The organism is Chromobacterium paludis, assembly GCF_008275125.1.
GTDB classification, from domain to species: Bacteria; Pseudomonadota; Gammaproteobacteria; order Burkholderiales; family Chromobacteriaceae; genus Chromobacterium; species Chromobacterium paludis.
Genome location: NZ_CP043473.1, coordinates 3,126,448 through 3,139,196 on the forward strand (window position 1 = coordinate 3,126,448; position 12,749 = coordinate 3,139,196).

General features: G+C 59.3%; 14 protein-coding genes, 1 tRNA gene and 2 pseudogenes. 9 read left to right on the top strand and 8 right to left on the bottom strand.

The genetic code is table 11. The features are described from left to right. Window positions 1-19 precede the first annotated feature (19 nt). The gene (locus FYK34_RS14740) at window positions 20-262 is read left to right on the top strand and encodes a putative hemolysin (RefSeq protein ID WP_149297659.1); all 243 of its coding nucleotides are present in this window, start codon (window positions 20-22) and stop codon (window positions 260-262) included. Window positions 263-396: 134 nt separating this feature from the next. Here FYK34_RS14740 and hisP read toward each other — a convergent pair whose 3' ends face one another. The 7 genes from hisP to rplU form a co-directional block, all read right to left on the bottom strand. Next, a complete protein-coding gene (gene hisP / locus FYK34_RS14745; protein WP_149297661.1) occupies window positions 397-1,164 on the bottom strand; it encodes a histidine ABC transporter ATP-binding protein HisP in 768 nt (255 codons plus the stop codon). Window positions 1,165-1,186: 22 nt separating this feature from the next. Then, complete coding sequence (locus tag FYK34_RS14750; RefSeq protein ID WP_149297663.1) at window positions 1,187-1,900, bottom strand: ABC transporter permease; 714 nt, start codon at window positions 1,898-1,900, stop codon at window positions 1,187-1,189. Continuing rightward, complete coding sequence (locus FYK34_RS14755) at window positions 1,897-2,586, bottom strand: ABC transporter permease (RefSeq protein WP_149297665.1); 690 nt, start codon at window positions 2,584-2,586, stop codon at window positions 1,897-1,899. The genes FYK34_RS14750 and FYK34_RS14755 overlap by 4 nt, the downstream gene beginning before the upstream one ends. 135 nt (window positions 2,587-2,721) lie before the next feature. Next, window positions 2,722-3,501 (bottom strand): ABC transporter substrate-binding protein, encoded by a 780-nt coding sequence (locus FYK34_RS14760; protein WP_149297667.1) that lies wholly within the window; start codon window positions 3,499-3,501, stop codon window positions 2,722-2,724. Window positions 3,502-3,979: 478 nt separating this feature from the next. After that, a complete protein-coding gene (gene obgE / locus FYK34_RS14765; protein ID WP_149297669.1) occupies window positions 3,980-5,137 on the bottom strand; it encodes a GTPase ObgE in 1,158 nt (385 codons plus the stop codon). Window positions 5,138-5,266: 129 nt separating this feature from the next. After that, window positions 5,267-5,542: a 50S ribosomal protein L27 gene (gene rpmA, locus FYK34_RS14770; protein ID WP_149297671.1), complete on the bottom strand. Its 276-nt coding sequence runs from the start codon at window positions 5,540-5,542 to the stop codon at window positions 5,267-5,269. 12 nt (window positions 5,543-5,554) lie between these two features. Then, entirely contained in the window at window positions 5,555-5,866 is a 312-nt protein-coding gene (gene rplU / locus FYK34_RS14775; protein ID WP_043621130.1) for a 50S ribosomal protein L21, read from the bottom strand. Between the two features lie 183 nt (window positions 5,867-6,049). Here rplU and ispB point away from each other — a divergent pair, with 183 nt between their 5' ends. The 7 genes from ispB (at window position 6,050) to FYK34_RS14810 (ending at window position 11,324) form a co-directional block, all read left to right on the top strand. Next, window positions 6,050-7,030, top strand: coding sequence for an octaprenyl diphosphate synthase (gene ispB / locus FYK34_RS14780; RefSeq protein ID WP_149297673.1), 981 nt, complete (start codon window positions 6,050-6,052; stop codon window positions 7,028-7,030). Between the two features lie 21 nt (window positions 7,031-7,051). Then, window positions 7,052-7,126: transfer RNA gene (locus FYK34_RS14785), tRNA-Arg, on the top strand. A gap of 501 nt (window positions 7,127-7,627) precedes the next feature. Continuing rightward, window positions 7,628-8,860, top strand: a complete 1,233-nt coding sequence (locus tag FYK34_RS14790; RefSeq protein WP_149297675.1) for a tyrosine-type recombinase/integrase — start codon at window positions 7,628-7,630, stop codon at window positions 8,858-8,860. A gap of 2 nt (window positions 8,861-8,862) precedes the next feature. Continuing rightward, the gene (locus FYK34_RS14795; RefSeq protein WP_149297677.1) at window positions 8,863-9,123 is read left to right on the top strand and encodes a hypothetical protein; all 261 of its coding nucleotides are present in this window, start codon (window positions 8,863-8,865) and stop codon (window positions 9,121-9,123) included. A 1-nt stretch (window position 9,124) separates the two neighbouring features. Continuing rightward, the gene (locus FYK34_RS14800) at window positions 9,125-9,322 is read left to right on the top strand and encodes a hypothetical protein (protein WP_149297679.1); all 198 of its coding nucleotides are present in this window, start codon (window positions 9,125-9,127) and stop codon (window positions 9,320-9,322) included. Window positions 9,323-9,388: 66 nt separating this feature from the next. After that, on the top strand, window positions 9,389-10,177 hold the full coding sequence (locus FYK34_RS14805) for a hypothetical protein (RefSeq protein ID WP_149297681.1): 789 nt from the start codon (window positions 9,389-9,391) through the stop codon (window positions 10,175-10,177). A 61-nt stretch (window positions 10,178-10,238) separates the two neighbouring features. Next, a complete protein-coding gene (locus FYK34_RS14810) occupies window positions 10,239-11,324 on the top strand; it encodes an IS5 family transposase (RefSeq protein ID WP_149297683.1) in 1,086 nt (361 codons plus the stop codon). A gap of 154 nt (window positions 11,325-11,478) precedes the next feature. Here FYK34_RS14810 and FYK34_RS14815 read toward each other — a convergent pair. Then, a pseudogene (locus FYK34_RS14815) lies at window positions 11,479-12,324 on the bottom strand (IS30 family transposase); the annotation flags it as partial. 139 nt (window positions 12,325-12,463) lie between these two features. On the opposite strand from FYK34_RS14815, the pseudogene FYK34_RS21210 reads away from it, so the two are divergent. Beyond that, window positions 12,464-12,739, top strand: a pseudogene (locus FYK34_RS21210) (Arm DNA-binding domain-containing protein); the annotation flags it as partial. Window positions 12,740-12,749 lie beyond the last annotated feature (10 nt).

The following is a 12,749-nucleotide window of genomic DNA, read 5'->3' on the forward strand; positions in this document are numbered from 1 at the left end:
GCCGCACCAGGAAACCCGCATGCAAACCATCCGCACCCTGCTCCCGGTCCTGACGCTGACCCTAGCCGCCTGCGCCCAGCCGCCCTCTTCCTCTCGCCCAATAGGCATGGCCAATCCGGCCTCGGTCTACTGCGTGCGGCAAGGCGGCAAGCTGCTGCCGCAGAAGGACGCCGCCGGCAATGCGTACGCGCTATGCCAACTGCCCGATGGCCGTGAGGTAGAGGAGTGGGCGCTGTTCCGCTCGCGGCCTAGCGAGCAATAAACGCCGCCCGCCCACTTATCCACAGAAATGGACAAACCCTGAATGTATCCACAGCGGCGGGCGCCCCTCCCCTCAAAAAACAAACCCGCCGGCTGACCGCTCCGGCGGGTTGCTCCCCCTTGGCAGGGATGCGCTTACTTCAGGCTGCCGGACAGGAAGGCCTTGAGCCGCTCGCTCTTGGTGTTGCCGAACACCTCGTCCGGGTGGCCTTCTTCTTCCACCCGACCTTGGTGCAGGAACATCACGTGGTTGGACACATTGCGGGCGAAACCCATCTCGTGCGTCACCACGATCATGGTGCGGCCTTCTTCGGCCAGCGCCTGCATCACCTTCAGCACTTCGCCCACCAGTTCCGGGTCCAGCGCCGAGGTCGGCTCGTCGAACAGCATCACTTCCGGCTCCATCGCCAGCGCGCGGGCGATGGCCACGCGCTGTTGCTGGCCGCCGGACAAGTGAGCCGGATATTTGGCCTGGGCGCGCTCGTCCAGGCCCACCTTGGCCAGGTATTTCTTGGCGCGGGCGATGGCTTCCTCGCGGGCGATGCCCAGCACGTGCACCGGCGCCTCGATGACGTTTTCCAGCACCGTCATGTGGCCCCACAGATTGAAGTGCTGGAACACCATGGCCAGCCGGGTGCGCATGGTTTGCAGCTGCTTTTGGTCCGCCGGCACCAGCTCGCCCTGCTTGTTGCGCGTCAGGCGGATTTCTTCGCCGTTCAGGGCGATGCTGCCCTCGTTCGGCTTCTCCAGGAAGTTGATGCAGCGCAGAAAGGTGCTCTTGCCGGAGCCGGACGAACCGATGATGCTGATCACGTCGCCGGCCTTGGCCTTCAGCGAGATGCCCTTCAGAACTTCGTGGTCGCCGTAGCTCTTGTGAATATTGCTGATGTTCAGCTTGTCCATCTAGATAAATCCCCAGTCTTTCTCAACTCTTGGTCGGGCGCAGGTAAGCGAGCCAGCGCGCTTCGGCCTTGCGGAACAGGCCGACCAGAATAAAGGTGATGCTCAGATACAGCAAGGCGGCCAGGCCGAAGGCATTGAAGGAGTCATACGTGGCGGCGTTGACGTCGCGCGCGACCTTCAAAATGTCCGGCACGGTGGCGGTAAAGGCCACGGTGGTGGCGTGCAGCATCAGGATCACTTCATTGCTGTACGCCGGCAGCGCGCGGCGCAGGGCCGACGGGATGATGACCCGGCGATACAGCGTGAACTTGCTCATGCCGTACGCGCGGCCCGCCTCGATCTCGCCATACGGCGTGGCCTTGATGGCGCCGGCGAAGATTTCCGTGGTGTAGGCGCAGGTATTGAGCGCGAACGCCAGAATGGTGCAGTTATAGCCTTCGCGGAAGAAGTGGTTCAGGAAGCCCACCTCGCGCACCACGTCCAGGCTGTACATGCCGCTGTAGAAGAACAGCAGCTGCACATAGAGCGGCGTGCCGCGGAACACATAGGTGTACAGCCACACCGCGCGCGCCAGCCATTTGACCTTGGACACGCGCGCCACCGCCAGAGGGATGGACACGACAAAGCCAAAGCCGATGGATAGCACCAACAGCCACATGGTAACAGCCAGGCCGGACAGGTGGTAGCCGTCGCTCCACAGGAAGGGCCGCCAGTATTGCTGGATGATGTCTATCATAGGTCAGCCTCCCGCACGCCCAAGGAATAGCGGCGCTCCAGCCACATCAGCACGAAATTGGACAACGTGGTCAGCAGCAGATAGATCGCCCCGGCCACCAGCGTGAAGAAGAAGACTTTGTACGTGCTCTTGCCCGCATCCACCGATGCCTTGACCACGTCGGCCAGACCGATGATGGACACCAGGGCGGTAGCCTTCAGCATCACCTGCCAGTTATTGGAAATGCCGGGCAGCGCGAAACGCATCATCTGCGGGAACTGCACGCGGTGGAACACCTGCCAGCCCGTCATGCCATAGGCGATGCCGGCCTCGATCTGCCCCTTGGGCACGGACAGGAAGGCGCCGCGCAGCGTTTCGGTGAAATACGCGCCGTAAATGAAGCCCAGCGTGACCACGCCGGACACAAACGGATCGAGATTGATCTGGTCCATGCCCAGCGCATCGGTGATCTTGTTCATGCCGATCTGCAGGCTGTAGAAGATCAGCAGCATCAGCACCAGATCGGGCACGCCGCGCACCAGAGTGGTGTATACGGTGGAGACGCCGCCCAGCAGCGGGTTGTGCGACAGCTTGGCGCCGGCGCCGACCAGGCCGATGGCGAAGGCCAGCAGCAGCGACAGCACCGACAGCTCCAGCGTCACCAGGGTCCCCTGCCAAATGATGGGACCGAATCCTTGCAAAAACATTGTGCTCCCCTTATCGAGCGGCCGCGTTCTTCAGCTTATATTGCCGAATGAAAAACAGCCGTTCAGATCAATACGCCCCGCGAGGCGGGGCGCATCACGACATCAAGCGGACGGCCAGGCCGCCCGCTGGCGGCATCAGCCGCCGTACACGTCGAAGGAGAAGTATTTTTTCTCGATCTTCTTGTAAGTGCCGTCCTTCAACATGCCGGCGATGGCTTTGTCGATGGCGGCCTTCAGGTCGGTGTCTTCCTTGCGCAGGCCGATGCCGGCGCCTTCACCCAGCGTTTGCGGATCGACCAGGTCCTTGCCGGCGAAGGCGAAGCCCTTGCCCTCAGGCTTTTTCAGGAAGCCTTCGTCGGCCTGCACCGCGTCTTGCAGCGAGGCGTCCAGACGGCCCGCGGTCAAGTCGGCCAGCACCAGGGTTTGGTTCTGATACGGCACCACTTCCACGCCGGCCGGCGCCCAGTGCTTCTTGGCGTAGGCTTCCTGGATGGTGCCCTGCTCCACGCCCACGCGCTTGCCCTTCAGCGAAGCCGGAGTCGGCATCAGGCCGGAACCCACCTTGGCCACCATGCGGGTCGGGGTGTTGAACAGCTTGGCGGAGAAGGCGATTTCCTTCATGCGCGCCTCGGTCATGGACATGGACGACAGCACGCCGTCGAACTTCTTGGCCTTCAACGCCGGGATCATGCCGTCGAAGTCGTTTTCCACCCATACGCACTTGGCCTTCATGCGCTTGCAGATCTCGTTGCCCAGGTCGATGTCGAAGCCCACCACCTGGCCGCTAGGCGCCTTGTATTCAAACGGCGCGTAACTGGCGTCCACGCCAAAACGAACTTCCTTCCAATCCTTGGCGTAAGCGCCCACGGATACGGCCATCAGGCCCATGGCCAGCGCAGCGACTGCCTTCTTCATGCGATTCTCCTCATCAAAGCCTTGCAAACTCTTTGTTTGGTTGTCCGGCGCAAGCGCCAGTCTTTTGTCTCCCAGACGCCCCCGCGCCCGGAACGGCACTGCAAACTGCTCATGATTCCGGCCGCGCCCGGCAAGGACGCTGGCAGAACCATGTTATATGGTTAGAGCAATTTGTCTAGCAAGCTGGTTTTTCTTGCCATGCCAGAATCATTTCCACGCCATATGACGCCACGGGTAGCAGAATCCATGCCATGCCAGCGCTGCCAATCGCGTCCGGCGTGGCTTTTTTGCCTGAGGACAAAATACAACATCCAATCCAATCACTTGATGAGTAACGGCGAGTCTGAAAATTGGTGTACAGGATTGCGACAGAAATGAGCAAAAAACGGCCAAAACCATGAATTTTGCCCAAGATGAATAAAAAAACGGGCTGGATATGCCCCAGCCCGTTCCTTATCACAATTTGATGACGATATCGTTACGCGTCATCTCCACCCACCGCCGGCGCTTCCGGGGCAATCAGCTTCTGCTTGGCCGCCGCGGCCTGCTGCTGCAGCGCCTCGGCCTCCTTGCGCGCCTGGGCGCGCACCACGTCCAGATAAGACATGATGGCGAAGGTCAGCTCGCGGGTGCCTTCATGGTTCAGCGCGGAGATGGTGAACACGCGCGGCGCCTTGATATCGAAGCCGAAGGAATCGTCCGGCTGCGTCTGCGGCCAGCCGTAAGCATTGAGGAAGGCCGAAACGGTCAGCTCGCGCTCGTCTTCCGGCAGCATGTCCACCTTGTTCAGCACCAGCCAGCGCGGCTTGCTGTACAGCTCTTCGTCGTACTTCTTCAATTCCTCTACGATGGCGCGCGCCTCGCGCACCGGATCCACATTGGTATCGAACGGCGCGATGTCCACCACGTGCAGCAACAAGCCGGTACGCTGCAGGTGCTTCAGGAAGCGGTGGCCCAGGCCCGCGCCTTCGGCCGCGCCCTCGATCAGCCCCGGAATATCGGCGACGACAAAGCTACGGGTATCGTCCATCCGCACCACGCCCAGATTGGGATGCAGCGTGGTGAACGGATAGTCGGCCACCTTGGGGCGCGCGGCGGACACCGAGCGGATGAAGGTGGACTTGCCCGCATTGGGCATGCCCAACAGGCCCACATCGGCCAACACCTTCAGCTCCAGGCGCAGCGTGCGCTGTTCGCCCTGCTCGCCCGGCGTGCACTGGCGCGGCGCGCGGTTGGTGGAGGATTTGAAGTGGATATTGCCCAGGCCGCCCTTGCCGCCCTTGGCAATCATGATGCGTTGGCCGTGATGGGTGAGGTCCGCCACCAGCTCGCCGGTATCTGCGTCGTGGATCACGGTGCCCACCGGCATTTTCAGCTCGATGTCGTCGCCGCCCTTGCCGTAGCAATCGGCGCCGCGGCCGCGCTCGCCGTGTTGCGCCAGGTATTTTTTGACGAAGCGGTATTCAACCAAGGTATTGACGTTCTCGTCGGCCACCGCGTACACGCTGCCGCCCTTGCCGCCGTCGCCGCCATCCGGGCCGCCGAAGGGAACGAATTTTTCGCGGCGGAAACTGGCCACGCCGTTGCCGCCGCGCCCGGCCATCACTTCAATCCGGGCTTCATCGATGAATTTCATTGCACTCAACCTCTGTCTGGCGAGGAGTCAGGCGTCAGGGTTGGCCATGCCAGCCCTCACGCCTTGCCCCTCGGGTATGAAAAAAGCCCTATCGGAAGGATAGGGCTTTCTCGGTTGTCAGAAAGCGAATTATTCGCCGTCTACACCGGTGTACGGAACCACGTTAACGGTCTTGCGCTGTTGCGCGCCCTTAACGGTGAATTCAACGTAGCCGTCAACCTTGGCGTACAGGGTGTGGTCCTTGCCCTGGCCGACGTTTTCGCCAGCGTGGAACTTGGTGCCGCGCTGACGCACGATGATGGAACCTGCCGGAATCAGTTCGCTGCCGTAAACCTTAACGCCCAAGCGTTTGGCTTCGGAGTCACGACCGTTGCGGGAGCTACCGCCTGCTTTTTTGTGTGCCATGACTGTGTATCCTTACTTCGAAATCGCGTCGATGCGGATTTCGGTGAAGTTCTGACGATGACCCTGGTGCTTCTGGTAGTGCTTACGACGACGCATCTTGAAGATGCGGATCTTGTCGCCACGACCGTGGGCAACTACGGTAGCCTTGACGGTGGCACCGGCTACCAGCGGGGCGCCTACAACAACCTGTTCACCGTCAGCAATCATCAGCACTTCTTCAAGTACGATCTGGCTGTCGATGTCTGCAGGTATCTGTTCTACTTTAAGTTTTTCACCGATGGCAACTTTGTACTGCTTGCCGCCGGTTTTTATGACCGCATACATTCGCATGAGCTCCTGAATATTGAATCCCCGCACCTGATGCGCAAGGGAACGCGAGACTATACGTGCCCGCCCTCAACTTGTCAATAATTTCATCGACTTAAGCCGCGAACACGGCGGCATGGCGGCTGCGCGGGCTTTTCTGGTAAGATTCGGCTCTTTGGCGTACCCATCGCAACGATTAAACTGGTTGAAAACGTGTCCACCCCGCTTTTCCGCACCCTGATAGCCGATGACATGCAGACGGTAGACCGCGTCATCCGCGACCGCCTGCATTCCGACGTCGTCCTGATCCGCCAAGTGGCGGAATACATCATTAGCGCCGGCGGCAAGCGCCTGCGTCCGGTGTTGACCCTGCTGTCGGGCCGCGCGCTGGGCTACCGGGGCGAGCACCTGTTCGAGCTCGCGGCGATGATAGAGTTCATTCACACCGCCACGCTGCTGCACGACGACGTGGTGGACGAGTCCGACCTGCGCCGCGGCCGCAAGACCGCCAATGCGCTGTTCGGCAACGCCGCCAGCGTGCTGGTGGGCGACTTCCTTTACACCCGCGCCTTCCAGATGATGGTGACCACGCGCAGCATGGACATCCTGGAAGTGATGGCCGAGGCCACCAACATCATCGCCGAAGGCGAAGTGCTGCAACTGCTGAACATAGGCAACACCGACGTCAGCGAGGATGAATACCTCAAAGTCATCCAGTACAAAACCGCCAAGCTGTTCGAAGCCGCCGCCCGCGTCGGCGCGCTGATCTCCGGCGCCGCGCCGGAACAGGTCAAGGCCATGGCGGACTACGGCATGTACCTGGGCACCGCCTTCCAGATCATCGACGACGTGCTGGACTACAGCGGCGACGCCGACACCATAGGCAAGAGCCTGGGCGACGACCTGGCCGAAGGCAAACCCACCCTGCCGCTGATCTACGCCATGCGCCAAGGCGGCCCGGAAGCCTCCGCCCTGGTCCGCGACGCGCTGGAAAACGCCAACCGCGACCGTTTCCACGATGTGCTGAATGCAGTACAATCCTGCGGCGCGCTGGAATATGCCAAGAGCGAAGCCGTGAAAATGGCCGATCTGGCCATTGCCTCCTTGCAGAACATTCCCGAGTCGGAAACCCGCCAGGCCCTGATTGAGCTGGCCCGCCTGTCTGTGGACCGCAGCGCCTAAGCGCGCCTCAGTTTCCCAAGCGTCTCCGTAGTTAAATGGATATAACGGCCCCCTCCTAAGGGGCAGTTACAGGTTCGATTCCTGTCGGGGGCGCCACCCACACTTCCAAAGCAGTCCGAGAAAGCCCACAAACCCGCGCCAAATAAGGCTTTGCGGGTTTTTTTACGTCCAAAGCCGTCCAAGAGCATCCAGTAACATCTACATTTTTTGTGTATAGATTCGTGCATATGAGCGAAACCCTCGATAAAATCTATACACACCGTCCCTAGCACCTTTTGCAATTCATACTCTGGTTAGAAAAATGTATGAAGGTTGCCAGCCCAACACTGGCCCCGGCGTCGTGAAAACACCGTCGCCAAGGCCGCGCCAGCCACCCCGCTGAATTCGCATAGTGACGCTAGTGACATAGTGACATCCTTGATTTGCAAAGGCTTTCCTGTCTTACACCCTGGTGACGCCGCCTTGTCGTCACTAGTGACGAGCTAGCCGCACCTTCGCCCAACGCCTGATAGCAGGACTTCAGGCCCAAAAATAAGCGCTGAGCGGGCGCACCCCGCCCGACTAACGGCGCAAATCTATACACGGGAATCTATACACATGGCGCTAACCGACATCTCCATCCGGCAAGCCAAGCCACAAGAGAAAACCTATCAGCTATCTGACGGGAGCAGCCTGTTTCTGGAAGTCACTCCGTCCGGCGGCAAACTGTGGCGCTATCGTTTCCGCTTCAATGGCAAAGCCGCCGTTCTTGCCCTGGGCAAATACCCTGATGTCGGCCTGGCCGAAGCACGCAACAAAGCAGGCGAAGCACGTAAGCAACTATCCGAAGGCATCAACCCAGCAGCACAGCGAAAATCTGAAAAGCTCGCCGCCAAGCTGTCAGCAGCCAACACCTTCGGGGCGATTGCCGAAGAGTGGCACGCCAAAGAACGCCATGAATGGAGCGAGCAACACGCCGAACGGGTGATGACCTCGCTGGAGCTGCACATTTTCCCCTACATCGGCGCAACGCCCATCAACGACATCAAGCCGCTTGAGCTGCTGGAAGTTCTGCGCCGCGTTGAAAAGGCCGGGAACCTCGACACCTGCAAGCGCCTGCGTCAGCGCTGCTCATCTATCTTTAAGCTCGCCATCCTGACAGGCCGTTGCGACAGCGATCCGGCCGCGCCGCTGGTGGACGCGCTGAAAACGCCACAAGTGGAGCATCGCAAAGCCCTCAACCGTGATGAACTGCCGGGGTTTTTGCATGCGCTCAAGGAAATGGATTCCAACAGGCAAACCAAGCTGATGATGGAGCTGATGCTTCACACCTTCACCCGCGTAGGGGAAATGAGCATGGCCAGGTGGGAAGAAATCGACTTTGACGCCAAGTTGTGGACCATCCCGCCCGAACACCGCAAGCTGACCGAGATATCCAAAAAAACCGCAGCGCCGCACCTTGTGCCGCTTTCAGACCACGCGCTTGCCATCCTGCGCGAGTTGCAAGCCATCAGCGGCGGACGAGAGCACATCTTCCCGAACCGCAACAGCCCGAACCGCCCGATGTCCCCTGAGACGCTACGGCGGGCACTGCATCGCATGGGGTTCAAGGGCAAGGCCGATGTCCACGGCTTCCGCTCCACCGCATCCACCATCCTGAATGAAGAAGGCTTCAACCCTGACGCCATCGAGCGTCAGTTGGCCCACGTCGAAAGAAACCGGGTCCGCGCTGCCTACAACCGCGCCGAATACATGGAAGAACGCCGCCGCATGATGCAATGGTGGTCAAGCTACATTGCTCAGCAGCAAGGCGGCAATGTCGTGCCAGTCAACTTCCAGCGGGCAGGCTAAGCATGACTACATGGGACTATCGCGTGATCGAATTTGAAGCGCTGGCAGAAGGTGATGCAGAGCCGCACTGCTGGCGCTCTATCCACGAGGTTTTCTATAGCGACGCCGGGCAGCCCACTGCATATGGCGAAAGCCCGGCTGTCGTGCTTTGGGACACGTCTGAAGACAGCGGCAGCCCAGCCAATATCCTGGCGCGCATGCAAGCCGCCTTGGCAAAGCCGCTGCTGAAACCTTCAGACTTCACACGCTCGACCGAGGCATAAGATGAAGGCAGATCGCCTATTCCTAGCCGTGGGCTGGGCGTATATGTCCGCGTGGGCGCTGGGCGGCGCGCTGTTCTTCGGACTGCGCGAGGGTTTCCAGCTGGCCCTCATGCTCTACGGGGCGCTGGCCTCCGTGACGATTGGTGGCGTGTCGGTGCTGCTGCTGACCGGGCTGGTCTGGGTATTCACGTGGCCATAACGGCTGTAGTTCATTCAGAGGGGTGGCACTTTGCCACCCCTCCAAGCAAAAATATTTAAATACAATATGCTTCAGAAAAAGAAAGATTTCCCGCTACCTATGGCTGTCTTGAATAAAGACAAGCCAGATTACCTGCCAGATGTGATCTGGGAAGAATTGCAGACCCGCTTACAGTCCTGGAATTTTTGGTATTGGCGCTCATCACATAATCTGCTTTTTGGTGAAAATTCTACAAAACTCTTTGCGCTGCTAAAAAGAAAACCAGACAGCCGACAGGCCGCCAATGGCTTCAAACAGTTTAGCGATGACGACTATGTCAACTGGTTGCTAACCCACGCTTGGATTTTCAGCCTGCACATTGCTTCTGATCGACACCATGATTTTCACCGCGTCAAGGAGGAACTACGCGAAGTGGAAAGGCTATCTAGCCAGTTGGCAGCTCTGCTGTTCAATCTGTATCAATATAAGAACGCCCTATCACCTGGCAGCGATATTTTGCCTTCCGTATGCAAACAGCTATCTAGCCTCTACCCTCGCGCCGTTTACCTTAACCAAGAACGAGGAGGTACAGCCAAGAGCTTTGAGGAAATTGCTGGATACCCAGATGAAGATGAGGCTCAACCGGAAATCATCAATCAGATTCATGAAACTAAGGAACGTATCATGATGATGGATATGCGCCAGCAACTGCCCACCCCTGCGGATATGCTGCTAACGATAGCCGATGAAACACGTTACCATATCGAACGATATGAGCGTGACGGATTGCATGGATTCACAATTAATGGCTACCAACCGGAAAGTCTTCATGCTCGCTATATCGCATTATTCGATAAAGGGCTAGCAGGCCGTTGAAAAACCAACAGCCATTCATTTGGTATAATCATCAACATCCAACGAACCGCGAAAGCACCCGATGAGAGGCGTCCGCAACGACAGTCAGACGAGCCTGTTCAGCTACATCCAGCTGGAAGATCGCATCCCGGCCAATCACCCGCTGCGCAAGATCCGCCAGATGGTCGACCTGGTGCTCGGCTCGATGAATGAGGTATTCGACGGCTTATATTCCCGCGTCGGGCGGCCTTCGATTCCGCCTGAACATCTGCTGCGCGCCTCCCTGCTGCAAGTGCTCTACACCATCCGCTCCGAGCGGCTGCTGGTCGAGCAACTGGACTACAACCTGCTGTTTCGCTGGTTCGTCGGCCTTTCCGCCGATGCCCGCGTCTGGGATCACTCGACCTTCTCGCAAAATCGCGACCGCTTGTTTAGCGAAGACGTCGCCCGCGCCTTCTTCATTCGCGTACGCAGCCTGGCCGAGTGGGGCAAGCTCACCAGCGACGAACATTTCAGCGTCGACGGCACGCTGATCGATGCCTGGGCTTCGCACAAAAGCTTTGTTCACCAGGATGACGACACGTCCCCACCCGCAGGGCGCAACCCGGACGTCGATTTCCGGGGCGAGAAGCGAAGCAACCAGACGCATCAATCGCGAACCGATCCGGAAGCGCGACTGGCCCGCAAGAGCGCCGGCGACGCCAGCCGCTTGTGCCATATGGCCCATATCCTGACCGAGAACCGCAACGGTCTGGTTGTGGACGTCTCGGTGTCCGAGGTCAATGGCCACGCCGAAAACATCGAAGCGCTGAACCTGTTGCTGCGCAATGCCAAGAAAGGCAGCACCGTCGGCGCGGACAAGGGCTATGACACGCCCGCTTTCGTGAACGGCTGCAGAGACTTGGGCATCACGCCGCACGTGGCGCGCAAGCGTGTCGGCAGCGCCATCGACAGCCGCACCACGCGCCATGAGGGTTACGCGATCAGCCAGCGGCGACGCAAACGGATCGAGGAATGCTTCGGCTGGCTGAAAACCGTCGGAGGCCTTCGCAAAACCAAACTGATCGGCCGGGCCAAACTGGCCGGGCAAACTTTTTTAGCGTTTGCGACATATAACCTGATCCGCATGGGCAGCCTGTCCGGTTGCTGGGGCGGATCGCATGTATAGGGCGTATTGCGCCCAAAATCGCCGGATAACCGGCAAACAGCCTGAAAACTCAGGCAGAGAACGGATTTATGGGCATTCAGCCCGCTGAAACCGCCCATTTTTGTTCATACGGAAATGGGTTGGGGCAAGATCGACGTGTTTTTCAACGGCCTGTTAAGCCGTTGGCGTTTTCATTGCTGCCACGCTGCCAGGGGCTGTGCGGATCGGCAAAGTAGACTTGAATGCCTGTCCGCGCCGTCAGCTCTTTGTGCCGGCTCATCTCTTTGCCTTGGTCGTAGGTTAGTGTTTTGCGCAAGGCGGGCTCCGGTATTCGATTCAGCATCTGAGTTAATGCCTCCAACGCAGATGCCGCGCTCGCATCCGGCATTTTGGCCAACAGCACCAGCCGGCTGCTGCGCTCCACCAGCGTTGCCACTGCCGAGCGATTGCCAGCCCCTTTGATCAAGTCCGCCTCCCAATGGCCTGGGATCAACCGATCTTCAGCCTCGGGCGGACGCTCATGAATGCTGACCATATCAGGCAGCTTGCCGCGTCTATCCTCGCCTTGGCTGCGCTTGCGTCGGCCATCCTGGCCCTGGCGGAGGCAGCGAATCAGTTCTTTGCGCAGCTCGCCGCGAGGCATGGCGTAAATGGCGGCATAGATGGTTTCGTGTGACACGTGGTAGGCAGGGTCTTCAGGATAATGTTCACGCAGTCTGCCCTGGATCTGTTGCGGAGACCAGCCTTGGCGCAGGAGTTCAGCCACCAGCAGGAAGGCGGCGTTGTGCGGCAGGAGCTTGCGAGAACGCCGAGGGAGGCGCTGTCGCTGCCTGGCTTGACGACCGGCGGCGGCGGCGTCGTAAGCGGTGGGATTGATCGAATTACGACGAATCTCGCGGCTGATGGAGCTAGGCGCGCGCCGCAGCAGCCTAGCGATCTGGCGGAGGCTTTGACCTTGTGCGGCCATTTGCATGATGCAGGCGCGCTCTTCAGCGCAAAGTTGTTGGTAATGTGAGGCCATGGCAACACTTTATCAGGGTGTTGCACTTGGAGTTTGAGACCGCCGTCCGAAACCGTCCAAATAGTTCCATTGAAAGCCTGGCGCACATGGGGGCATACTTGGGGGCATCGACAAAGGGGACACTTTTTGATGCCCCCAAATGCACCCGAGAACAGCTCCATGCCCCCTGACCGATACCGCTTGCAAGACGGCCAAACCGAGAGAGGATGGCAAGCCGCTTCGCCTATCCGACGAAAAAGGCATGTACCTGGAAGTCATGCCCAATGGCTCCAAATACTGGCGGCTGAAGTACCGCTTCAATGACAAGGAAAAACGCCTAGCCCTGGGCATCTACCCCGAGACCACACTGAAGGAGGCCCGTCAGAAGCGAGACGACGCCCGCCGGCGGCTGGCCAATGGCGAGGACCCAAGTGAACAGCGCAAGC